Consider the following 22,225-nt stretch of genomic DNA (forward strand, 5'->3'; position numbering starts at 1 on the left):
AGTACGGGGTGGAGGGTGCGGTCTCGATCCCGTCGCGCCGGGCGGAGGACACCAGCGCGAAGACGTCGCGGCCGTCGGTGTCGAAGACCGCCCACACCTGTGTGTACTCGTCGCGGTCTGCGCGGGCCGCGTCCCGTACCACGGCCGCGCGCTGGGGGTGCTTGGCCCTGCGGGGACGGATCGTGTGTGTCCGGACGTCCGGGTGGCCTCGCATCGTGTCGAATTGACGTTCTCCCCGGGGTGAACCCCGGGGATCCCCACAGCCTCGCGGCTGTGGGCGCGGTGCGCCTCACGGCGTCCGCTGGTTCCTGCTTCCCAGACCGGCGCCCCGCCCGAGGATGGTGGTCTTACCCCGCCTCCACAGGCGTTTCAGTGGGCCATGGTGGCGGCGCGCCGAACAGGGGAACCCGGCGCGCGGGACCCGGCGGGGAGCACTGAACTACCGCTCAGTAGCTTGGTTGGGGTACGACCCCGGAAAGACGGAGACGACATGACCACGGACTTCACCACGGCGGACCTGATCGACGACCACGGCGACACCCTGCGCAGTTGCTCCACGCAGTTCCGGCAGTTCGGCGGGCGCGCGGTGTTCTCCGGCCCCATCCGCACCGTCAAGTGCCACGAGGACAACGGCCTGGTCAAGAAGGTCCTCAACACGCCGGGCGAGGGCGCGGTCCTAGTCGTGGACGGCGGCGGGTCGCTGCGCAGCGCCCTGATGGGCGACATGATCGCCGAGGCCGCGGTGGCCAACGGGTGGGCCGGCGCGGTCATCCACGGTGTGGTCCGCGACACCGTCGCGCTGGGCGGCCTCGACCTGGGGGTCAAGGCCCTGGGCTCCAACCCCCGCAAGTCGGCCAAGGACGCCGCCGGGGTCCTGGACGGTCCGGTGGTCTTCGGCGACGTCACCTTCGTGCCGGGCGAGTGGCTCTACAGCGACCACGACGGGATCGTCGTCAACGCCGAGCGGATCTGAGCCTCCCGGGGCCGCGCGGCTCAGCTGGCGGCGAACTCCTCGCTGGCGTCGGAGAGGATGTCCAGCACCGCGATCGGGTCGGGCAGCACGACCGCGCCGTCCTCCACCCGCGGGGCACGGATCCACGTGACTCGGCCGCCCGAGGGCAGCAGCGACGGAGCGCCCGGCACGAAGCTGTCGCGGCAGTGCCAGCGCAGCCCCGGCATCTCCTCCACGGACTCGGGCACGCAGTCCAGGTGGCACGACCACCACTCGTCCTCGTCCGTCGGCGACCGGGTGGCCACGAAGAACAGGTAGCGCGACGAGTCCACCGCCGCCACCGGCCCCGGGACGGCACCCGAGCGGCCCATCCGCGCCATGGCCATCACCCCGGCCTCACGCGGCACGTCGAACACGTCGAAGACCCGGCCGGTGGGCAGGATGACGTTGGCGTCGGGATGCTCGGTCCACCAGCGGCGCAGCGTCCCGGCGTCCGTGCTGGCCTCCGCCCCCCAGGCCATGGTCACCGGGTGGGCGGCCGGGTCGGGGCAGCCCATCCGGTCGCACGTGCACGCGCGGTCCTCTCCCGGGGAGGCGCCGCGCACCACCGGCCACCCCAGTTCCGCGTAGCGCAGCGCGGAGTCGAGCATGCTCTCGGCCACAGGCCGCCGTTTCCGTCGGTACAGCACATCCACCGTGGGCCCCCTGGTCGTCGTGTTCCGGGCGCGGCCTGCTCTCTGCGTGGCCCGGCGCCCGGCGACCGCGACCGGACGGCGGCCCGGTCTCACCGGAGCAGGTGCGCGGCCTCGGTCGCCCAGTAGGTGAGGATCTGCTCCGCTCCGGCCCTGCGGTAGGAGGTCAGCGTCTCCACGATGGCCCGTTCCCGATCCAGCCAGCCGCGCTGTGCCGCCGCCTCGATCATCGCGTACTCGCCGCTGACCTGGTAGGCCGACACGGGGACCGGTGAGGAGTCGGCCACCTTCGCGATGATGTCGAGGTAGGCCAGACCGGGTTTGACCATCACCATGTCGGCGCCCTCGGCGACGTCCAGCGCCACCTCGCGCAGCGCCTCGCGCGCGTTGGCGGGGTCCTGCTGGTAGCCGGAGCGGTCGCCGAACCTGGGCGCGCCCTCGGCCGCCTCGCGGAAGGGGCCGTAGAAGACGGAGGCGTACTTGGCGGCGTAGGCGAGGATCGGCACGCCGGTGTGCCCGGACCGGTCGAGCCCGGCGCGGATCGCCGCGACCTGGCCGTCCATCATGCCGCTGGGCGCAACCACCGCGGCTCCGGCCTGGGCCTGTGCCGCCGCGACGGAGGCGTACCGCTCCAGGGTGAGGTCGTTGTCCACGTGCCCGTCGGCCATGAGCGGTCCGCAGTGGCCGTGGTCGGTGTACTCGCACAGGCACAGGTCGGCCATGACCACGAGGTCGTCGCCGACCTCGGCGGCCAGGTCGCGCAGGGCGGCCTGGACGATCCCGTCTGGGTCGTCGGCGGCCGAGCCGCGCTCGTCCTTGTGACCGGGGATGCCGAACAGCATCAGGCCGCCCACCCCCGCCTCGGCCGCTTCGAGGGCCGCCGCACGCAGGCTGTCGCGCGTGTGCTGGAACTGGCCCGGCATCGAGGAGATCGGTACTCGCTCGGTGATCCCCTCCTTGACGAACACCGGCAGGACGAGGTTCTCCGGGAGCACGCGCGTCTCGGCGACCAGGCGCCGCATCGCGGGGCCGCGCCGCAGGCGGCGGGGCCGGGCCACGGGGAACGCGGCGTCGCGGACGGTATCGGTCATCTCGGGGCTCCCGGGGTGTGGGGCGGACGGGGACGCGGTCGGGTCAGAGCTTGCGGCGGCGGCCGCGGCGCTTCTGGCTCGGCTTGAGCACGGGCTTGCCCGCCTCGATCGCCTCGCGGCGCTTGGCGGCGCCGTACTCCGCCAGGCCCTCCACGAGGGCGGAGACGGACGGCCTGGCGGCCACGACGTCGACGCGCAGCCCGAACTCGGCGGCGGTCTTCTCGGTCTCGGGTCCGATCACGGCGATCGCCGTGGTGTTGTGCGGCTTGCCCGCGATCCCCACCAGGTTGCGCACGGTGGAGGAGGACGTGAACAGCACCGCGTCGAACCCGCCGCCCTTGATGGCCTCGCGGATCGGCGCGGGCGGCGGTGCGGCCCGGACGGTGCGGTAGGCCGTCACGTCGTCGACCTCCCAGCCGAGGTCGGTGAGCCCCGCGGACAGCGTCTCGGTGGCGATGTCGGCGCGCGGTAGCAGCACCCGCTCGATCGGGTCGATCTCGGCGTCGTAGGGCGGCCACACCGACACCAGGCCTGCGCTGGACTGGGTGTCCTCGGGCGGCAGGAGGTCGGGCTGGATGCCGAACCCGCGCACCGCCTCAGCCGTGGCGTCGCCGACGGCGGCGACCTTGACCCCGGCGAACGCCCGGGCGTCCAGGCCGTAGGACTCCAGCCGCTCGCGGATCGCCCGGACGGCGTTGACGGAGGTGAACGCCACCCACTGGTACCGGCCGGTGACCAGTCCGCGGACGGCGCGCTCCATCTGCTGCGGGGTGCGGGGCGGCTCCACGGAGATCGTCGGGACCTCCTCGGGCACCGACCCGTGTTCGCGCAACTGCTCGGAGAGCGAGGCGGCCTGCTCCTTGGTGCGGGGCACCAGCACGCGCCAGCCGAACAGGGGCTGGGACTCGTACCAGGACAGGTCGCGCTGGCGTCCGACCGGGGCGCCGACGACCATCAGGGCGGGCGCCGTCAGGTGGTGGCCCTTGGCGTCGGTGGACTTGAGTTCGGCGACCAGCCGGTTCAGGGTCGAGGTGACCGTGGTCTGGCGGGTGGTGCCCCCGGCGCGCACCACGGCGACGGGTGTCGACGGCGGGCGGCCCCCGGCGATGAGGGTCTTGCACAGGACGTCGAAACCGGGCCCCTGGTGCCGTTCGGGCTCTCCGGCGGGCGCGTCCGCGCCCAGGACCACCAGTGCGGCGTCGCTGGCCGCCGCCTCGTTCCAGTCGACCTCTCCGGTGCCGTGGGAGCGGGCCTGGATGACGCGCACCTCGTCCCCCTCCGATCCCAGGAGGGGGATGCCCGCGAACGTGGGGACGGACGTGACGGCGGAGACCCCCGGGGCGACGTCCACCTCGATCCCGGCCTTGTGGCAGGCCTCGACGAGGTCGCCGCCCCGGCAGCCGAAGAACGGGTCTCCGGAGTACAGGCGCACCACGCGCCGCCCCTCGCGGGCCCGGGTGATCGCGAGCGCGTTGGCGTCGCCGCCGCACTCGTCGGCCTGGACCACGGACACCTCCCGCGAACAGTGGTCCAGGAGCTGTCTCCGGAAGGGGGCGAGCTCCTCACCGCCGGGTTCGTTGGGGGTGATGACCACGTCGGCCCGGCCCAGCAGGTCGGCGGCGCGCAGGGTCAGCAGGTCGGGGCCGCCCGGCCCGCAGCCGACCAGCGCGACGTGTCCGGAGCGGGCGGCGGGGCGCGGCTCCTGGGGCTGGGGGGTGGCGTTGGCGTTCACGTGCTCGCTCCTACTGTGAGTCGTCCCTCTCGGCGAAGGCTTCGGCGACGATGCGGTCGGCCCCCTCCGCGATCATCTGCCGGGCCAGTTCCCGGGCGAGCCCAGTCGCGGCGGCCAGGTCCTCGGGAGAGTCGACGTCGGCGGTGCCCTCACGGCGCACGGCGGCGGAGCCGTCCGTGGCGACCACGGTGGCCCTCAGCCGGAGCCGGCCCTGCCCGTACTGGGCGTAGGCGCCGACGGGTGCGGCGCAGCCGGCCTCCAGTTCGGCCAGTACGGTGCGTTCGGCGACCGTCTCGGCGCGGGTGGGCGCGTGGTCCACCGAAGCCAGGTAGGCCAGGTCGCCGGCCAGGCGCCCGGTGCGGCACTCGACGGCCAGGGCGCCCTGCCCGGGGGCGGGCAGCATCTGTTCGGGTTCGAACACGTCGGTGGCGTCGTCGAGGCGGCCCACCCGGCCCAGTCCGGCGTAGGCCAGTACTACGGCGTCGACCTCGCCGGAGGCGACCTTGCCGAGCCGGGTCCCGGCGTTGCCCCGGATGGGCACGTAGACCAGGTCCGGGCGGAGCAGGGCGAGCTGCGCGGCGCGGCGCGGGGAGCCGGTGCCGATGCGGGCCCCCGCTGGCAGGTCGGCGAATTTGAGGCCGTCGCGGGCGCACAGGGCGTCGCGCGGGTCGTCGCGTTCGGGGACGGCGGCCAGGGCCAGCCCGTCCGCGGATGCGGTGGGCAGGTCCTTGAGGGAGTGGACGGCGAAGTCGATGCTCCCGGAGTGGAGTTCGTCGCGCAGGGTGTTGACGAACACGCCGGTGCCGCCGAGCTGGGTCAGGTGCGCCTTGGTGACGTCGCCGTAGCTGGTGATGGGCACCAGTTCGATGGCGTGCCCGGTGCGTTCGGTGATCGCGTCCGCGACCGCCTGGGACTGGTTGGTCGCCATGGGGCTGCGACGGGTGCCGAGCCTGGCGGGTGCGGTGCTCATGCGTTCTCCTGTGCGGCGCGGGGCGGGGCGGTGCCGGCCAGGGTCCCGGTTTCGGGTTCGAGGTCGAAGAGTTCGCGCAGGGCCGCCTCGTAGGAGTGGCCGTCCGGTTCGGCGGCGAGCTCCTTGACGCGCACTGTGGGCCGGTGCAGGAGCTTGTCGGCGACCCGGCGCATGGCGTAGGCGATCTCCTGGCGGGACTTGGCGTCGACGCCGTCGGGCAGGCGCCCGTGGAGCCGGGCGAGTTCGGCCTCGACGACGTCCCGTGCCTGGGCCCTCAGGGCGACGACGGTGGGGGTGACCTCGTTGACGCGGCGCAGGGCGCCGAACTCGGCGACCTCCTCCTCGACGATCCCTCGGACCAGGGTGAGGACGCCTGAGCGTCCGGCGCCGGTCTCGGACTCGCTGGCGGCGCGTCTCAGGTCCTCGATGTCCACAAGGCGCGCTCCGGGGAGGTCGCGGACGGCGGGGTCGATGTCGCGGGGCAGCGCGAGGTCGAGGAAGACCAGGGGCCGGCGGCGGTCCCGGACGGCCTCGGCGACGGTGTCGGCGGTCAGGACCAGGTCCTGGGCCCCGGTGCAGGAGATGACGAGGTCGGCGTCGGGCAGGGCGAGGTGGGCCGCTTCGAAGGGCACGGCGGCCGACTCGACGGTGTCGTAGGCCTCGGTGAGGCATTCCGCGAGGCGTGCGGCGCGCTCGGGGGTCCGGTTGGCGACCGCCACGCTGCTCGCGCCCTGCCGGGAGACGGTGTTGGCCGCCAGGGCGCTCATGGAGCCCGCACCGAGGACGAGGACGCGGACACCGGCCAGGGAGGCGGGTTCGGGCCGGGCGGCCTCGGCGCCGTCTGCGGCCGGGGCCACCGGGCAGCGGGCGGGCCCGGTGGCCGGCGGTGCGCCGGTGGGTGCCTCCGGCTCCACGGGGCGCAGGTGGGCCAGCGCCTGGCCGAGGCCGAAGCCCACCATGTCGGAGCCGGCGTGGTCGAGGTGGGTCTCGGTGTGGGCGCGCTTGCCCACGCGCAGGGCGCGCTGGCCGAGGTCGTTGAGGACCCGGCCGACGCTGCCGCCGTCCTGGCCCTCCTTGAGGGCGTCGCGCACCTGGCCGAGGATCTGTCCCTCGCCCACGACCATGGAGTCCAGGCCGCAGGTGACGGAGAAGAGGTGCTGGACGGCGCGGTCCTCGTAGTGCACGTACAGGTGTTCGGCGAGTTCGGCCAGGGGCACGCCCGAGTGCCAGGACAGGAGTTCGGTGATGGCGTCGACGCCGCCGTGGAACGAGGAGACGTCCGCGTAGACCTCGGTCCGGTTGCAGGTGGAGACCACCATGACCTCGTTGACGGCGTCGGAGCCGAGCATCTCCCCGACCGCCTTGGTGCGTGTCTTTCCGTTCAGCGCGACACGTTCGAGTAGCGTCACCGGCGAACTCCGGTGACTCAACCCCACGGCCAGGACACTCATCCGAACTCTCCTATGCGGGCCTACACGGCTTTCTCTCCATATTCGGGTACGGGTCGCCGCCCCTGTCGGCGCCTCCCCGAGACATGGCGCACGCTCGTCGCCACACCACTCACGCGGGCCTACGGCCCTCTCACACCGGCTCCAGCCCCGTCCCGTCCACGTGTAGGCGGCCGTCGCCGTCGGCCCTGCGCTGCGCGTGGAAGGCCAGAATCTGGAGTTCGATGGACAAGTCGACCTTACGCACATCCACCCCCTCCGGCACGCTGAGGACGACGGGGGCGAAGTTGAGGATGCTCGTCACCCCGGCTTCGACGAACCGCAGCGCCACGTCCTGCGCCGACGCCGCGGGGGTGGCGATCACCCCGATGGATACCCCGGCCGAACGCACGATCTCTTCCAGTCTGTCAATATGCCCGACCTCGACGGCTGCCACGGTCCGCCCCACCACCGCGGGGTCGGCGTCGAGCAGGGCCGCGATGCGAAAGCCCCGGGAGCCGAACCCGCCGTAGTCGGCCAGTGCGCGGCCCAGGTTGCCGATGCCGGCGATGGCAACCGACCAGTCCTGGGTGAGACCAAGCTCACGTGAGATCTGGTAGACGAGGTACTCGACCTCGTACCCCACGCCCCGGGTCCCATACGACCCCAGGTGCGACAGGTCCTTGCGGAGCTTGGCGGAGTTCACCCCGGCGGCCGCGGCGAGCGCCTCGGAGGAGACGGTCGGGGTCCCGCGGTCCTGGAGTGCCTGCAGCGCGCGGAGATAGACCGGAAGCCGGGCGACGGTGGCATCGGGGATTCCCCTCCCCCGGGGCCTGGGCGGGCGATTGGTCACAGGCGGGCGCTCCTGAGCGGCTGTCGGTGCGGACGGGGCGCGGTGCTCCCCCGACGGTCCCAGGGCACGTGGGGAGGGCGCGTCTCACGCACTGCGGCGGTGCCTCCATGGCACACGCCCCGGTGCGTCTAGATTACGCGCTTGTGAAAGCACGCACAAAGTGGGGCCACCTGTGAGGCACCGTTCATAAGTTCCCATGGCCGGAGCTCACTCGCCACGGACCCGTAACACGCGTTGGAAGCGACCTCGGAGAACTCGGTGGGAAGATCTGTTCCGCTCCTCCCCTTTTCTACCGAACGGGTTTTCTCAGCCGCGGAGGGCGGAACGCAAACGCTCCTCGGAAACCCGCCAGAAGTCGTGCCGGAGGCCGTCCACGAATGTGACCGGGACCTTGTCCCAGAACTCCTCGCGCTCGGCGTCGCCCACCGCGTCCAGCCCCACCTCCGCGCGGGTCGCGCCGAGCTCGCCGGTGACCCGCTCGACCACCTCCCACGCCTGCTCGCACAGGTGACAGCCGGGCTTGCCCAGGACCACGACACGGGCCCGCCGCACCCACTCCGGTGTTTCTCCCATATCTCCTCCACGTTACGAAAAGGGGTACCGGGCCTCACCCTCCGGCGAACGGCGGTAGGACCTCGATCACAGTCCCCTCCGCGACCGCGACGTCACGGTGCGCCCGCCGACCGGTCGGCCGCTCGTCGACCAGGAACGACGAGACCTCCAGAACACGCAGGAAACGAGCGTCTTCCGCCCTTGTCCGACACGCCGCATCGAGAGCCTCGCCGAGCGTGTCCGCTTCGACATGTTCTTCAGCCGTTCCCGCCGCTTCCTTGGCCGCAGCCCAGTACCTGATAGTGCACTTCGCCATCTGTTGATTATCCTTGGTGTTGCTCGGAGGCGACCAATAAGACACATCTCCACCGGGGGCAAAGGCGCCTTCGACCGGCCGCATAGTGCGGGGTGACGAGAAGAGACGCATGAGCCATCTGCTGCTACTGACGAACTCGAACGAACCGTCCGACCACGTACTGCCCGCCCTCGGACTCCTCCTGCACTCCGTGCGGGTGGCTCCCGCCGAGGCCGGAGCGCTCCTGGCGTCCCACGCGGGCGGAGGCTCCAGCGCCCCCGTCGACGCCATTCTCGTCGACGCGCGCACCGACCTGGCCGCCGCGCGGAACTTCTGCCGCCTGCTGGACACCACGGGCCTCGACTGCCCGCTGCTGGTCATCCTCACCGAGGGCGGTGTCGCGGCCCTCACCCCGGACTGGCAGGTCGACGACTTCATCCTGGTCACCGCCGGCCCCGCCGAGGTCGAGGCCCGCCTGCGCCTGGCCGTGGGCTCGGCCGACGCCGGCAGCGACGATCCCGACGAGATCCGCCGCGGCGACCTGGTGATCGACGAGGCGACCTACATCGCCCGGCTCCGGGGACGCATCCTGGACCTGACCTTCAAGGAGTTCGAACTCCTCAAGTTCCTGGCGCAGCACCCCGGCCGCGTGTTCACCCGCGCGCAGCTCCTCCAGGAGGTGTGGGGCTACGACTACTTCGGCGGTACCCGGACCATCGACGTCCACGTGCGGCGCCTGCGCGCCAAGCTCGGTTCGGAGTACGAGTCGCTCATCGGCACGGTGCGCAACGTGGGCTACCGGTTCGTCCCCGAACCGGTCGGCAAGGCGCCGGCCGACGAGGACGCCTCCGGTGCGCTGCCCGCAGCGCGCAGACCCGACTCCGGCGGCCGTTAGGCTGTGTTTTTTTGAACCTCCGCTCCGTTTCGGCCCGCCGACCGGTCCCGTGGGGCGCCCTCGCCACACCTCCTGTGGTGCGGACCACGGACCCGCGTCGGCGCGGTCTCACCCGCCACCCCCGCCACATCCGGGGCACCGGACACCCGGTGCCCCGTGGCCGACACGACGGCGGGCGACGGTCGGGCGAACAGCACGGAGGGGTACTCGTGTCCGGGCGCGACAGCGACTAGGATCTCCGGGGTACCCGGGAGCCAGGGGAGGGGCAGGCGCGGCGACACTCCCCCCGGGTATGCAGTCACGGACCAGCGCGTCCCCCGGAGGAGTGAGCCGCCCCCATGCCCAGCGACGCCGCGAGACCCCCCTTCTTCCGCACGGGTGTCCGATACTCTGTGGCCGCCCTGCTCGGCGCGGCCCTCAGCGGTTCGCTCCTGATCGGCGCGACGGCGCCGATGTACGCGGACACCTCCACGGACGCCCCTGCCGCGCGGCGCACCTTCGACGACGGCCCGAGCCCCACCGAGAGCCCCAGCCCGTCGCGGAGCGCGGTTCCGTCGGAGAGCCCGAGCCCGTCGGCCGATCCGAGTCCCTCGCGGAGCCCGGACCCCACCGAGAGCCCCAGCCCCAGCCCCAGCCCCACCGGGACGCCCGACCCGTCGCAGAGCCCCGACCCCTCGGAGGAGCCCAGCCCCACCGGAACGCCCAACCCGTCGCAGAGCCCCACCGAGAGCCCGTCCCCCTCCGCGAGCCCGAGCCCGACGGAGAGCCCCCGGCCCTCGTGGCGCCCGTCCCCCTCACGGAGCCCCGCACCCGAACCGACCGTGTCCCCCGACCCCGCCCCGCAGGAGAGCGAGGAGGCCGCGACCGGCGACGGTGAGCGCTCCGACCCTCCGGCCACGGACGCCGGGGGCGGGCCCCCGCCGTACACGGCCCCGGAGACGCCCGACACCGCCGGGGCCCCCGACGCCCCGGCCGCCCCGTCCCTGCCGGAGGGGCCGGCGGTGCTGCCCGACCTCGCCCCCGGCGGCGAGGCGCTCGCCGAACTGCCCCTGGTGGCACCGTCGGAGGCCGACGAGACCCGGAACGCGGGCAGCCGCGCCGCGCTCGAACCGTCCCTGGCACCGGCGATCCTGCTGGCCTGCCTCCTGCTGTCCGTGCTGCTTGCCCTCCCCCTCGCCCCCCGGCGCAGGGTTCGGACGGGCAGGACCCAGTACACGGGCAGGAGGAGGCGCTCCTGGTAGGGGTCGGCGACGGCCCGGTGTCCCCCGAACCGGTGCACACCCCCTGGCGTCCCGGAGCCGTCGGCGTAGGCTGCGGAACATGAGAACGCCTCAGATTTCCGATGACCTCGGCCGGGACCTGGCCGACCAGGTCCTGGCGATCGCCGACTCCGCGCGCCGGACCGACGGTGTCGCCGCGCTGTCCGAGCACACCCTGCTCCGTGTTCGGCACGGCGCCCCCGCCGGGAGCAGCCGCTTCCACGTGGTCACCGACGACGACGGTGTCGCGGGGTTCGCCTTCGTCGAGCGTGTCCCGGGGGAACCGGACTCCGGAGAGGTCGTCGTCGCCCCGGACCGGCGCGGCCGCGGGCACGGAACGGCGCTCCTGGGGTCCCTCCACCGGGACGCCGGTCCGGACGGGGTCCGTGTGTGGGCACACGGCCGCACCCCCCAGGCTGTGGCCGTGGCGGAGGCGGACGGCTGGACGGCGGTCCGGGAACTCCACAAGATGCGCATGCCGCTGAGCGACATCCCGGCCGACGCCCCCGGCGGCCCCTGGACCGCTCCGGAACTGCCCGAGGCGAGGCTCAGGCCTGAGGTCGGCGACCGAGCCACCGTGCGGACCTTCGTCGTCGGGCAGGACGAGCGGGCATGGCTGCGGGCCAACGCGCGCGCGTTCGCCGACCACCCCGAGCAGGGCCAGCTCACCCTGGACGACCTGCTCCAGCGCGAGGCCGAGGACTGGTTCGATCCGCACGGCTTCTTCCTCGCCGTGGCCGAGGACGGCTCGGTGGCCGCGTTCCACTGGACCAAGACGCACGCCGACGGGGCCGGGCTCACCGACGGCACGCCGGTCGGCGAGGTCTACGCGGTGGGGGTCGACCCCGACTGGCAGGGGACCGGCCTCGGGCGGGCCCTGACCCTGGCGGGCGTCCGCCACCTGCGCGACCGCGGCCTGCCCTGGGTACACCTCTACGTGGACGGCGGCAACGGGGCCGCCATGGGGCTCTACCGCTCACTCGGGTTCGAGGTGTGGGACACGGACGTCATGTACGCCCCTTCGGCACCGAGCTGACGTGCCGATCCTCACATTCACCACCTCAACGCCCTGACGCTGCGATAGTGCAGCATCCCGTTCACTTCCCGTTCACTTTTATTGGGATAACTGGTCACCTGGTCCACTTAGCTTCACATTTGGCACGTCATGGTCCGTGACGCGAAGTGATCGCGGCGGACACGGACCAGGTGACCGGCCCACACACCCTTCCCGAACCGGAGCCAACCCATGACGACCACGGACGCGCCCCCGGCGGGCCCCCCGCCCGCGGGAAAGCGCCGGATCGGCGACGCCGTCTTCGCCGGGCTCGCCCGAGGCTCGGGCTACCTCATCCTGCTGATCCTGGCGGGGGTCGCGGCCTTCCTGGTCATCCAGGCCTGGCCCTCCCTGTCGGCCAACACGGTGAGCTTCCTGGGCAGCCGGGAGTGGGACGCCAACACGCGCGAGAACCCCGCGTTCGGTGTGGCGGCACTCGCCTTCGGCACCGTGCTCACGGCCGCCATCGCGCTGGTCATCGCCACACCGGTGGCGATCGGGGTGGCCCTGTTCATCGTCTACTACGCCGACAGCAGGCTCGCGTCCCTGCTCGGCTACCTCGTGGACCTGCTGGCCGCGATCCCCAGCGTCGTCTACGGCCTGTGGGGCATCGGGTTCCTCGCGCCGCAGCTCGTCCCGGTCTACGAGGCCCTGACCCGCTACCTGGGGTGGATACCGCTGTTCGCGGGTCCCGCGTCCAACTCGGCGCGCACCATGCTCACCGCGGGCATCGTGCTCGCCGTCATGATCCTGCCGATCATCACCGCCATGTCGCGCGACGTCTTCAAACAGGTCCCGCAGGGCCACCGCGAGGCCGCACTGGCCATGGGCGCCACCCGTTGGGAGATGATCCGGCTGGCCGTGCTCCCGTTCGGCAAGTCCGGAGTGGTGGGCGGGGCGATGCTCGGCCTGGGCCGCGCCCTGGGCGAGACCATGGCCGTGGCCATGATCCTGTCCCCGGCCCTGGTGATCTCCTTCGCCCTTCTGAAGAGCGGCAACCAGACCATCGCCGCCCACATCGCCCTCCAGTACCCGGAGGCCACCGGCTACGGCGTGTCCGCGCTGATCGCCGCGGGCCTGGTGCTGTTCGCCATCACCCTCGCCGTCAACATGGGCGCCCGCTACGTCGTGGCACGGGGCAGCAAGGAGTCCAGATGAGCACGACCATCCGGCAGTCCCCGGAACCGGACACGGACCCCTTGGAAGCACGGCACGGCTCCCTTCCCCGCCGCTTCCCCCTCGCCCTGCTCGCCTCCTGCGCCGCCGTGGTCGCCGGAGTCCTGCTGGCCTTCTCCGCCTTCGGCGCCCTCCCGTGGCTCCTGCTCACGGCAGCCTCCTTCACGGTGATCCTGGTGACCGCGTCCGCGCGCGTCGAGGGCCACCGCCACGCCGTGGACCGCCTGGTCACGGCCGTGGTCTACGGATGCTTCCTCCTGGCGCTCGCCCCCCTGGTCTCGGTCCTGTGGACCGTCATCGACAACGGGCTGGACCGTTTCGACCCGTACTTCCTGTCGGTGTCGATGAACGGCGTGCTGCCGAGCATGGACGCCGGCGGCGCCTACCACGCGATCGTCGGCACCCTGGCGATCACCGGGATGGCCACCCTCATCTCCGTACCCATCGGCCTCATGTGCGCCGTGTACCTGGTGGAGTACGCCCAGGGCCGGATCAAGCGCGCCATCACCTTCTTCGTGGACGTCATGACGGGCATCCCGTCGATCGTCGCCGGACTCTTCGTCGTCGCCCTGTGGATCATGCTGTTCGGGCCGGGGCGGACCAACGGCGCCGCGGCCGCCATCTCCCTCGCCGTGCTGATGATCCCCGTGGTCGTGCGCTCCAGCGAGGAGATGCTCCAACTGGTCTCGCGCGACCTGCGCGAGGCGTCCTACGCTCTGGGCGTGCCCAAGTGGCGGACCATCACCAAGGTGGTCCTGCCCACCTCCGCGGCCGGTCTGACCACCGGGATCATGCTCGCCATCGCGCGCGTTATCGGAGAGACGGCACCGCTGGTCCTCACCGCGGGCTCCTCCGCGGTGTCGATCAACTGGGACCTGTTCGACGGCCAGATGATGAGCCTTCCGGTCTTCATCTACTCCCAGGTCCGCATGGGCGGAGCCGTCAACTACGAGCGGGCCTGGGCGGCGGCGCTCACGCTGATCCTGATCGTTATGCTGCTCTTCTTCCTGGCCCGGGTCGTCAAGTACCTGTTCGCACCCAACCGCTGACCCCGTCCACTCCCCGCGCCGCGCGCCCCGACTCACGAGGAACATCCAGTGGCCAAACGCATCGACGTCTCCGGACTCCACGTCTACTACGGTGACTTCCTGGCCGTGGAGGACGTGTCCATGACCATCGAGCCGCGGTCGGTGACGGCGTTCATCGGTTCCTCCGGCTGCGGCAAGTCCACCTTCCTGCGCACCCTGAACCGCATGCACGAGGTGACGCCCGGGGCCTACGCCCAGGGCAAGGTGCTCATCGACGACATGGACATCTACGGCCCCGACGTCGACCCGGTCACGGTGCGCGGCCAGGTCGGCATGGTCTTCCAGAAGGCCAACCCGTTCCCCACCATGTCGATCTACGACAACGTGATCGCCGGTGCCAGGCTCAACAGCAGACGCATGAGCCGTTCGGCCGCCGACGACCTGGTCGAGGAGTCGCTGCGCGGAGCCAACCTGTGGGAGGAGGTCAAGGACCGGCTGGGCAAGCCCGGCGCCGGCCTCTCCGGCGGACAGCAGCAGCGCCTGTGCATCGCCCGCGCCACCGCGGTCAAGCCCTCGGTCCTGCTCATGGACGAGCCGTGCTCGGCCCTGGACCCGATCTCGACCCTGGCGATCGAGGACCTCATCCACAAGCTGAAGGAGGACTACACGATCGTGATCGTCACCCACAACATGCAGCAGGCGGCGCGCGTGTCCGACCGGACCGCGTTCTTCAACCTGGCCGGCCCCGGCAAGCCCGGCAAGCTCATCGAGATGGGCGAGACCAGCCAGATGTTCACGCGGCCTGAGAAGAAGGAGACCGAGAACTATATCACCGGCCGGTTCGGGTGACCCAGGTACCGGCGCGGCCCCCGCTCAGACCAGCCCCCACCTCGGTTGAACACGCTCCGCGACCGAACGCCTCGCGATAGGACCAACTTGGACCGGAGAGCCGATGCGAGGAGCCGCGTTGGGTAGATGGGTACTTCCGCGCGGAGAACCCTCTCCGGGCTCAGGTCTTCGGAACGGTTCGACCGCCCAGCGGTACGTGAGGCGTACGAGCTCACCCGGGTCCGCTTCGAGTTGGCGGAGACGGTCCGGCTCCGACGTGAGGAGATGGGCTGGTCCCAGACCGAACTGGGCCGGGGTGCCGCAGTCGAGCATCGCGCGGTTCGAACACGGAGGCACTCAACCCACCCTGGAGCGGCTCGCTGACGCCCTCGGGCTCGTGCTCCACGCCTGCGTGAACCGCCCGGAAGGCGCGAGTACGGAAGCGGTGGTGTGTGACCCCCGATAGGGGCATGCCGGGGGTCTCTCTTTTCGTCCGGGAGACCACCCTCGTGAGTGAACCCCCGGGCACGGCGCTGGTCAGCCGTTCTTGACCACGATGGACTCCACCGTGTTCGCCACGTGCTCGAAGGCGTCCGCGGCGTTCTCCAGCTCCTCGATGACGTCCTTGAGCTTGAGGACGGTCAGAGCGTCGTACTCCCCGCTGAACAGGCGGGCCAGGAGCTTGTGGTGGATCCGGTCCGCCTGGTTCTCCAACTGGTTGATCTCGATCCAGTACCGGTCGAGGTCGTCCAGGGTCCGCAGGCGCGGCATGGCCTCCGCCGTGAGTTCGGCGGCGCGCTCCAGCACTTCGATCTGGTCGATGATCCCCTTGGGGAGCCGTTCCAGGTTGTACAGCCCGATCAGGTCGACGGCGGCCTCCATGGAGTCCATCACGTCGTCCAGATGTGAGGCGAGCCGGGAGATGTCCTCCCGGTGCATCGGCGTCGCGGAGCTCTTGTTGAGCCGCCGCATGATGGCGTGTGTCGCGTCGTCGCCCGCGTGCTCGCAGGCGCGCATCTTCTCAGTGATGGCCTCTCTGTCAGCCCCGTCGCTCATCAGCTCCACCAGCAGGCGGGCGGCGATGACCAGGTTGTTCGCCGAGTCGGTGAACATCTCGTAGTAGCTGTCATCACGCGGGCGCAGGCGCAGGCGCACGTCGTTCTCCCGATGGTGCGGTGGTGTTTCCCTTGTGGATGGTAAGTGCGTCGGAGGGCCGCCTCATCGCGACCGGACGCGGTGCCCCGGCCCTGTGCGCCGACCCCTGTGGTCGGGTATGAACCGGTTCACCCCTCGTTCATGTTTTCGGCGCCAGTGCGCAGAACGCCTCTAGTGCAAGGCTCCATTGCCTTCCTCCCAATCTCCGTGACATCGGGACCATTTGGGAACGTACCGTTTCCAGTCATGCGCTGGCCAGCGCCGTGTTGAGACCGATATCACCCAGGTATGTCCCGGGTATGTGGAGGTCAGCGAGCGGAGCCGTCGACGTCGACCGGCGTCCATCCGGGGTACATTCCCCAGACGAGACAAGTATGCCTCCGATTTACTGATCTGATACCCCCCTGTCTCCTTTGAAACGTCGGGAACACCCAGACGTCCGCAAACGCCCCATGAACCCCAGGCGTCACAGGACCTCAGGCCCTAGGCTTCGGTCATGCCTTCCGGTCTCACAGGGAGCGCCCTGCGGCGGCTCCGCACGGCTCTGGACGAACAGTTGTACGCCCTGGGGGAGCCGCCCTTCACGAACGCCTCCGACGAAGCGACCGCCGCGGCCTGCGCACGGGCCGTCCTGCGCGCCGGGGAACCGCTGCGGCCGGCGGTGAAGGCCGCCGTGCGCGCCACACTCGCCGTCCTGGCCGACCGCGCCCCCGGACACAGCCTGGAGGTGCGCGTGCCCCCGCACGGCGCCGTCCAGGCCGTCGAGGGCCCCCGGCACACCAGGGGCACCCCGCCCGGGGTCGTGGAGACCGATCCCCTCACCTGGCTCGCCCTGGCGACCGGCGCGACCGCCTGGGAGAGCGCGGTCGCCGACCACCGCGTCCGGGCGAGCGGGACCCGCGCCGACCTGTCGCCCTGGCTACCCCTGTGGCCCGAGTGGTCCCCTGGTGCCCCCCTGCCGTGACACAGGCATTAGGCTGGGGGTGTGTCGTACTCCGACGGCCGGCTCTCCATGGACCTCGACCCGCAGTCTCGCGGCCCGCAGGACGCCTGCGGTGTGTTCGGTGTCTGGGCTCCCGGCGAAGAAGTCAGCAAGCTCACCTACTTCGGTCTCTACGCTCTCCAGCACCGCGGACAGGAATCCGCGGGCATCGCGCTGAGCGACGGGGAGCGGATCGTCGTCTACAAGGACATGGGGCTCGTCTCCCAGGTCTTCAACGAGGCGACGCTCGACTCCCTGAAGGGCCACCTCGCGATCGGCCACTGCCGCTATTCCACCACCGGCTCCCCGGTGTGGGAGAACGCACAGCCGACGTTCTACAGCGCGCGCGAGGGGGGTCTGGCGCTCGGCCACAACGGCAACCTCATCAACACCCCGGAACTGGCGGCGTTGCTGCCCGACACCCGCCGGGGCGCCACCACGGACACCGAGGTACTCACCAACCTGATGGCGGACTACGCCAACAGCGCCCCGGACCGCACCATCGAGGACGCCGCCAAGGCACTCCTGCCCAAGGTCCAGGGGGCGTTCTCCCTGGTCTTCATGGACGAGGACACCCTCTACGCGGCCCGTGACCCGCAGGGCATCCGGCCGTTCGTACTCGGGCGCCTGGGCGAGGCCTCCAACGCGGGCGGCTGGGTCGTGGCCAGTGAGACCGCCGCCCTCGACATCGTGGGCGCCACCCCGGTCCGCGAGATCGAGCCGGGCGAACTGATCACCATCGACTCGCGCGGCCTGCGCTCGACCCGCTTCGCCGAGGCCGACCGCAAGGGCTGCCTGTTCGAGTACGTCTACCTCGCCCGTCCGGACACCACGATCGCCGGGCGCAACGTCAACTCCAGCCGTGTGGAGGTGGGGCGCCGCCTCGCCAAGGAGCACCCGGTCGAGGCCGACCTCGTCATCCCGGTGCCCGAGTCCGGTACGCCCCCCGCGGTGGGCTACGCCGAGGCCAGCGGCATCCCCTTCGCCCAGGGGCTCGTGAAGAACTCCTACGTGGGGCGCACCTTCATCCAGCCCAGCCAGACCCTGCGCCAGCTCGGTATCCGGCTCAAGCTGAACCCGCTGCGCGAGGTCATCGAGGGCCGCCGCCTGGTAGTGGTGGACGACTCCATCGTCCGCGGCAACACCCAGCGCGCCCTGGTCCGGATGCTGCGCGACGCGGGCGCCGCCGAGGTGCACGTGCGCATCTCCAGCCCGCCCGTGCTGTGGCCCTGCTACTACGGTGTCGACTTCGCCACCCGGTCCGAGCTCATCGCGGCCAACCTGACGGTGGACGAGATCGCCGAGTCCGTGGGGGCCGACTCCCTGGCCTACGTCGCCCTCGACGAGCTCGTCGCCGCCACCGAGGTGCCCAAGAACCAGATGTGCCGGGCCTGCTTCGACGGCGTGTACCCGATCGAGGTCGCCGACGACTCGCGCGGCAAGTACCTGCTGGAGAAGGCCTGCGGCACGCCCGAGGCACCCTCCGCCAGCCGTACCTAGCCGCCGTCCGCGCGGCGGTCGGGGGACTCGCCGCGCGGAAGCCCCCTTTCTCCGTCCCGGCGGGACCTTCCGTGCCCGCACCACCACCGCATGACAACAAGGAGTACTCGCGTGGCAGCCGACAGCACTGGGGCGACGGGCGCGTACGCGGCCGCCGGCGTCGACATCGCCGCCGGGGAGCGCGCCGTCGACCTGATGAAGGCGCACGTTGCGCGTACCCGGCGCCCCGAGCAGGTCACCGACGCGAGCGGTTTCGCGGGCCTGTTCCGTCTGGACGTGGGCAAGTACAAGGACCCGGTCCTGGCGACCTCCACCGACGGCGTGGGCACCAAGCTGCTGCTCGCCCAGCGTCTGGACAGGCACGACACCATCGGTGTCGACCTGGTGGCGATGGTGGTCGACGACCTCGTGGTCAGCGGCGCCGAGCCGCTCTTCATGACCGACTACATCGCCTGCGGCTCGGTGGTGCCCGAGCGCATCGCCGAGATCGTCGGCGGGATCGCCGAGGGCTGCCACCAGGCCGGGTGCGCGCTGATCGGCGGCGAGACCGCTGAGCACCCGGGTGCCATGGACCCGGACGAGTACGACATCGCGGGCGCGGGCACGGGCGTGGTCGAGGGCGACGCCGTCCTCGGCCCGGACCGGGTGCGCGAGGGCGACGCCGTCATCGCGATGGCCTCCTCGGGGCCGCACTCCAACGGCTACTCGCTGATCCGCCGGATCGTGGACGAGGCGGGGCTGGACCTGGACGCCCGCGTCCCGGAACTCGGCGGCGACCTGGGGTCGGCACTGCTGGAGCCCACCCGCGTGTACGCCAGGGACTGCGTGGCCCTGACCGGGGCCGTGGAGGTCCACGCCTACGCGCACGTCACCGGCGGCGGCCTGGCCTCGAACCTGTCGCGTTCGCTGCCCGGCCACCTGGACGCGGCGCTGGACCGCTCCACCTGGACCCCGGCACCGGTGTTCGGCTACCTGGCCGACAAGGGCGCCGTGGCACGCGAGGACATGGAGGCCACGTTCAACATGGGTGTGGGCATGGTGGCGGTGGTGGCCGCTGACCACGCCGAACGAGCTCTGGGCGTCCTGGCCGACCGCGGTGTCCCGGCGTGGCGCCTGGGCGAGGTCGTGGCCGGTTCCGGCCGCGCCCACCTGACCGGGGAGCATCCGGAGGCGTGAGCGCAGGGGCCGCCTCGCCCACCGCCGGGCGGTGTGCGGGCAAGAACATAGCCGGTGCGAACCACGGCCGTGGTTCGCACCGGCTATATCCACCTGTCCACCGAGGTCCCGTACGGGCCGTCCGGTGGGTGCCACAGATCGGTGTCGTCACTCCGAGAGACCGGTGGGTCCCGGAGCCGACTACTTGTTGTCGGACTCCGAGTACTTCTCGGCAAGATCCGCGTAGCGCTCGACCAGGTCGTCGTGAGGATCCGCGTACGAGTCGTCCGGACCAGACGATCCGGAGGGAGACCCCTCGTCCTCAGCGACACCCAGCTCCGACCGCAGCCGATCGAGATCGGTCCCCCCGGTGCTGTACTTGAGCTTCCGGGCGACCTTCTGCTGCTTGGCCTTGGCTCGGCCGCGCCCCATTGGCTCGACCCCCTCAACGATTGGGTTCAGACGAACCCCAGATCACTTACTAACCCGCCGTAACGGGCTGACGGCCGTCAAACGCGACTAACGACTGGCGTCAGCTTACGTACATGTACAACCGTACCTGGTCGCACCCCGCCCTGCCTACGCCACCCGGGTGTGACGGGTGTGGCCCGCCCCCGGAGCCGTTACCGCAAGCGGCCCGGGCTCCGGTGAGTGCCCCGGGTAACGATATGTGCCACGATGCGATCGTGCTGCCCTACACCGCTTACCTCCGCGTCTACCAGCCGATCGACTCGTTCCCGCCGAGCGACCGAGGATACTGGGAGGAGTACGCGGCCTCGTCGGACCGGCCCCGGCGGATCAACGCCCTGGCGGCGGAGCACGACGAGAGCCTGACCAGGATACTCTCGGATCCGCCGGTGGTGGCCCCCTTCGAGGAGAGCGGCGACGCCTACCTGCGCAGGGTGAACGAGCGGCTGTACGTGTGCCCGTGGCAGACGCGACTGCGGTCGTGGCAGGCCTTCGGTGACTTCTCCGGTGCCACACCGGCGGTGCTGAGCGACGCGTTCGTCCCCACCTGCGAGGCGGAGCGGGCCGAGGAGGACTACCGGGCGTGGCGGGAGGCGGGTTCCCGGGTCCGGCCGGGCATCAAGTCGAGCAACTGGACGGTCCCCCTGGCCTGGTTCATCCCGTTCGAGGACCAGGAGCGGTGCCTGGTGCTGTCGGCGGACACCACACGGACCCTCCTCTATCTGACGCGGGTGTCGTTCGCCCAGCGGCGCCTGGTGCACACCATCGCGACGCTGCGGGAGAAGGCCGGCGATCCCGCGGTGGCCCTGCCCGTCGAGAGGCTGCTCGCCTGGACGGAGCGGGCCGCACCCGCGGGCTCCCTCCTCGAACTCGACTACGGCGGGCTGCCGCACCTGTTGAGCGACGAGCACCTGAGCGCGGACCGCTCGGTGGCCGAGGTCTCGGAGGCGGTGGAGGCGCTCGCCTCGGGTGACACCGAGCGCGCCACGAAGCTGCGCAGACGGCTCACCCATCGCTGGAAGTCGGTGCGCGCCCTGGAACGCGCTAACTGAGTGTCACGACTTCCCCATTTTTTCATGGACAGTTCATAGATAACGTCGTAAAAAGCTGAGAGCGAAGAACCCTCGCCACGCCGCACCCAACCTGGTACACCAGGTTTCTCAACAGTGACGACGCGCCTTTGCGCACGTGACAGCAGTCCTGGATCGGACCTCACACTCGCAGGACATCAAGAATCACGAAACTGGGCATAACGCCCTTTAGGGATCGGCATAGACTGTAGCGGATCCGTCACCGAACGCACCCAGAGTAACCACGAGTAGTCACGAAACCCCCTGTGGCAAAGGGAATCCGAAGAGTGCACCACACTCGAACCGTGGATGCGGAGAGCCGCCACCCCGACGGCCCGAGCCACCCACGGGGCACCCGACCAGGGGTGTTCGTGCAGTTCGAACCATCCCGGAACCCGGTTTTCGGTCAGGATCCTCTAGCACTTCGACCGCTCCGGATCGAGAAAAACGAGGCCGGAGAACGAAGTTTTGACCGAATACGCCACATGCCACTAAACGTGTCGCTAGAATCACTTAGCGTGACGCGGCCATGGGCGGCTTTCTTGGCCTCCCACGCGCAAAGTTGCTCGTAGTGGTCGCACCATCACTTTCGGGGGCCCGAGTGTCGGGCCCCCGGACCAGCGCCAGGATGAAGGCTCAAGGATCGGCACACAGATCCAGGAGGAGAGGCCGTACACATGTCAACTCGCACGACCGAGGCGGAGCCCCTGTTGACCCCCGCCGAGGTTGCCACCATGTTCCGCGTGGACCCCAAGACCGTGACACGCTGGGCGAAGGCGGGCAAGCTCACCTCGATCCGCACCCTGGGCGGCCACCGCCGCTACCGCGAGACCGAGGTTCGCGCCCTGCTGGCAGGTATCCCCAACCAGCGTACGGAGTGATCTCCCCGGCCTCTGCCGATTCCGGGGGGAACGGTCGGCCGAGCTCCGACTATCGATACTGACAGCGGCGGGTGGTGTCTGCGGACACCGCCCGCCCGTCACCCTCCACCACCCTCAAACGTCGGCCTCCGGCCGCACACCCGATCCCACGTCACCCTCCACCACCCTCAAACGTCGGCCTCCGGCCGCACACCCGATCCCACGTCACCC

General features: G+C 71.1%; 22 protein-coding genes. 12 read left to right on the forward strand and 10 right to left on the reverse strand.

Annotation, left to right across the window (positions count from 1 at the left end):
* Positions 1-490 precede the first annotated feature (490 nt).
* Positions 491-973, forward strand: coding sequence for a ribonuclease E activity regulator RraA (gene rraA, locus ACFHWE_RS06120; protein ID WP_416599617.1), 483 nt, complete (start codon positions 491-493; stop codon positions 971-973).
* 20 nt (positions 974-993) lie between these two features.
* Here the strand turns inward: rraA and ACFHWE_RS06125 are convergent, their stop codons facing one another.
* The 8 genes from ACFHWE_RS06125 to ACFHWE_RS06160 form a co-directional block, all read right to left on the reverse strand.
* Positions 994-1,602 carry a bifunctional DNA primase/polymerase gene (locus ACFHWE_RS06125; RefSeq protein WP_416599646.1) on the reverse strand — a complete coding sequence of 203 codons (609 nt, stop codon included), beginning with the start codon at positions 1,600-1,602 and terminating at the stop codon, positions 994-996.
* A gap of 134 nt (positions 1,603-1,736) precedes the next feature.
* Positions 1,737-2,735: a porphobilinogen synthase gene (hemB, locus tag ACFHWE_RS06130; protein ID WP_416599618.1), complete on the reverse strand. Its 999-nt coding sequence runs from the start codon at positions 2,733-2,735 to the stop codon at positions 1,737-1,739.
* 43 nt (positions 2,736-2,778) lie between these two features.
* The gene (locus ACFHWE_RS06135) at positions 2,779-4,467 is read right to left on the reverse strand and encodes a uroporphyrinogen-III synthase (RefSeq protein WP_416599619.1); all 1,689 of its coding nucleotides are present in this window, start codon (positions 4,465-4,467) and stop codon (positions 2,779-2,781) included.
* A 10-nt stretch (positions 4,468-4,477) separates the two neighbouring features.
* Positions 4,478-5,437 (reverse strand): hydroxymethylbilane synthase, encoded by a 960-nt coding sequence (gene hemC, locus ACFHWE_RS06140; protein ID WP_416599620.1) that lies wholly within the window; start codon positions 5,435-5,437, stop codon positions 4,478-4,480.
* Positions 5,434-6,888, reverse strand: a complete 1,455-nt coding sequence (locus tag ACFHWE_RS06145; RefSeq protein WP_416599621.1) for a glutamyl-tRNA reductase — start codon at positions 6,886-6,888, stop codon at positions 5,434-5,436. The genes hemC and ACFHWE_RS06145 overlap by 4 nt, the downstream gene beginning before the upstream one ends.
* A 130-nt stretch (positions 6,889-7,018) precedes the next feature.
* Positions 7,019-7,717 (reverse strand): redox-sensing transcriptional repressor Rex, encoded by a 699-nt coding sequence (locus tag ACFHWE_RS06150; RefSeq protein WP_416599622.1) that lies wholly within the window; start codon positions 7,715-7,717, stop codon positions 7,019-7,021.
* A 306-nt stretch (positions 7,718-8,023) separates the two neighbouring features.
* Positions 8,024-8,290 (reverse strand): glutaredoxin family protein, encoded by a 267-nt coding sequence (locus ACFHWE_RS06155; RefSeq protein ID WP_416599623.1) that lies wholly within the window; start codon positions 8,288-8,290, stop codon positions 8,024-8,026.
* A 34-nt stretch (positions 8,291-8,324) separates the two neighbouring features.
* On the reverse strand, positions 8,325-8,585 hold the full coding sequence (locus ACFHWE_RS06160) for a MoaD/ThiS family protein (protein ID WP_416599624.1): 261 nt from the start codon (positions 8,583-8,585) through the stop codon (positions 8,325-8,327).
* Positions 8,586-8,694: 109 nt separating this feature from the next.
* Between ACFHWE_RS06160 and ACFHWE_RS06165 the strand changes: the two genes are divergently transcribed.
* From ACFHWE_RS06165 to pstB, 6 genes are all read left to right on the forward strand, one after another.
* A complete protein-coding gene (locus tag ACFHWE_RS06165) occupies positions 8,695-9,459 on the forward strand; it encodes a winged helix-turn-helix transcriptional regulator (protein WP_416599625.1) in 765 nt (254 codons plus the stop codon).
* Between the two features lie 338 nt (positions 9,460-9,797).
* Positions 9,798-10,700: a hypothetical protein gene (locus tag ACFHWE_RS06170; protein WP_416599626.1), complete on the forward strand. Its 903-nt coding sequence runs from the start codon at positions 9,798-9,800 to the stop codon at positions 10,698-10,700.
* A gap of 79 nt (positions 10,701-10,779) precedes the next feature.
* Positions 10,780-11,754, forward strand: a complete 975-nt coding sequence (mshD, locus tag ACFHWE_RS06175) for a mycothiol synthase (RefSeq protein ID WP_416599627.1) — start codon at positions 10,780-10,782, stop codon at positions 11,752-11,754.
* A gap of 210 nt (positions 11,755-11,964) precedes the next feature.
* Entirely contained in the window at positions 11,965-12,930 is a 966-nt protein-coding gene (gene pstC / locus ACFHWE_RS06180; protein ID WP_416599628.1) for a phosphate ABC transporter permease subunit PstC, read from the forward strand.
* Positions 12,927-13,997 (forward strand): phosphate ABC transporter permease PstA, encoded by a 1,071-nt coding sequence (gene pstA / locus ACFHWE_RS06185; RefSeq protein WP_416599629.1) that lies wholly within the window; start codon positions 12,927-12,929, stop codon positions 13,995-13,997. Before pstC ends, pstA begins: the two co-directional genes overlap by 4 nt.
* A gap of 48 nt (positions 13,998-14,045) precedes the next feature.
* Complete coding sequence (gene pstB / locus ACFHWE_RS06190; protein ID WP_416599630.1) at positions 14,046-14,825, forward strand: phosphate ABC transporter ATP-binding protein PstB; 780 nt, start codon at positions 14,046-14,048, stop codon at positions 14,823-14,825.
* A gap of 516 nt (positions 14,826-15,341) precedes the next feature.
* On the opposite strand, the gene ACFHWE_RS06195 is transcribed toward pstB, so the two are convergent.
* Positions 15,342-15,959: a DUF47 domain-containing protein gene (locus ACFHWE_RS06195; RefSeq protein ID WP_416599631.1), complete on the reverse strand. Its 618-nt coding sequence runs from the start codon at positions 15,957-15,959 to the stop codon at positions 15,342-15,344.
* A 496-nt stretch (positions 15,960-16,455) separates the two neighbouring features.
* On the opposite strand from ACFHWE_RS06195, the gene ACFHWE_RS06200 reads away from it, so the two are divergent.
* The 3 genes from ACFHWE_RS06200 to purM all read left to right on the forward strand — a co-directional run bounded on the left by ACFHWE_RS06200 (position 16,456) and on the right by purM (position 19,617).
* Complete coding sequence (locus ACFHWE_RS06200; RefSeq protein ID WP_416599632.1) at positions 16,456-16,923, forward strand: sterol carrier family protein; 468 nt, start codon at positions 16,456-16,458, stop codon at positions 16,921-16,923.
* A 21-nt stretch (positions 16,924-16,944) separates the two neighbouring features.
* Entirely contained in the window at positions 16,945-18,441 is a 1,497-nt protein-coding gene (gene purF, locus ACFHWE_RS06205) for an amidophosphoribosyltransferase (protein WP_416599633.1), read from the forward strand.
* A 111-nt stretch (positions 18,442-18,552) separates the two neighbouring features.
* Complete coding sequence (purM, locus tag ACFHWE_RS06210; RefSeq protein ID WP_416599634.1) at positions 18,553-19,617, forward strand: phosphoribosylformylglycinamidine cyclo-ligase; 1,065 nt, start codon at positions 18,553-18,555, stop codon at positions 19,615-19,617.
* Positions 19,618-19,797: 180 nt separating this feature from the next.
* Here the strand turns inward: purM and ACFHWE_RS06215 are convergent, their stop codons facing one another.
* Positions 19,798-20,028, reverse strand: coding sequence for a DUF3073 domain-containing protein (locus tag ACFHWE_RS06215; protein ID WP_416599635.1), 231 nt, complete (start codon positions 20,026-20,028; stop codon positions 19,798-19,800).
* A 254-nt stretch (positions 20,029-20,282) separates the two neighbouring features.
* Between ACFHWE_RS06215 and ACFHWE_RS06220 the strand changes: the two genes are divergently transcribed.
* Together ACFHWE_RS06220 and bldC are read left to right on the forward strand one after the other, a co-directional pair.
* Positions 20,283-21,116 carry a hypothetical protein gene (locus ACFHWE_RS06220; protein ID WP_416599636.1) on the forward strand — a complete coding sequence of 278 codons (834 nt, stop codon included), beginning with the start codon at positions 20,283-20,285 and terminating at the stop codon, positions 21,114-21,116.
* A gap of 695 nt (positions 21,117-21,811) precedes the next feature.
* A complete protein-coding gene (bldC, locus tag ACFHWE_RS06225) occupies positions 21,812-22,015 on the forward strand; it encodes a developmental transcriptional regulator BldC (RefSeq protein ID WP_028649914.1) in 204 nt (67 codons plus the stop codon).
* The last annotated feature ends 210 nt before the right edge of the window (positions 22,016-22,225 follow it).

It is taken from the genome of Nocardiopsis sp. LOL_012 (genome assembly GCF_048060475.1).
In the GTDB taxonomy this organism is placed as follows: domain Bacteria; phylum Actinomycetota; class Actinomycetes; order Streptosporangiales; family Streptosporangiaceae; genus Nocardiopsis.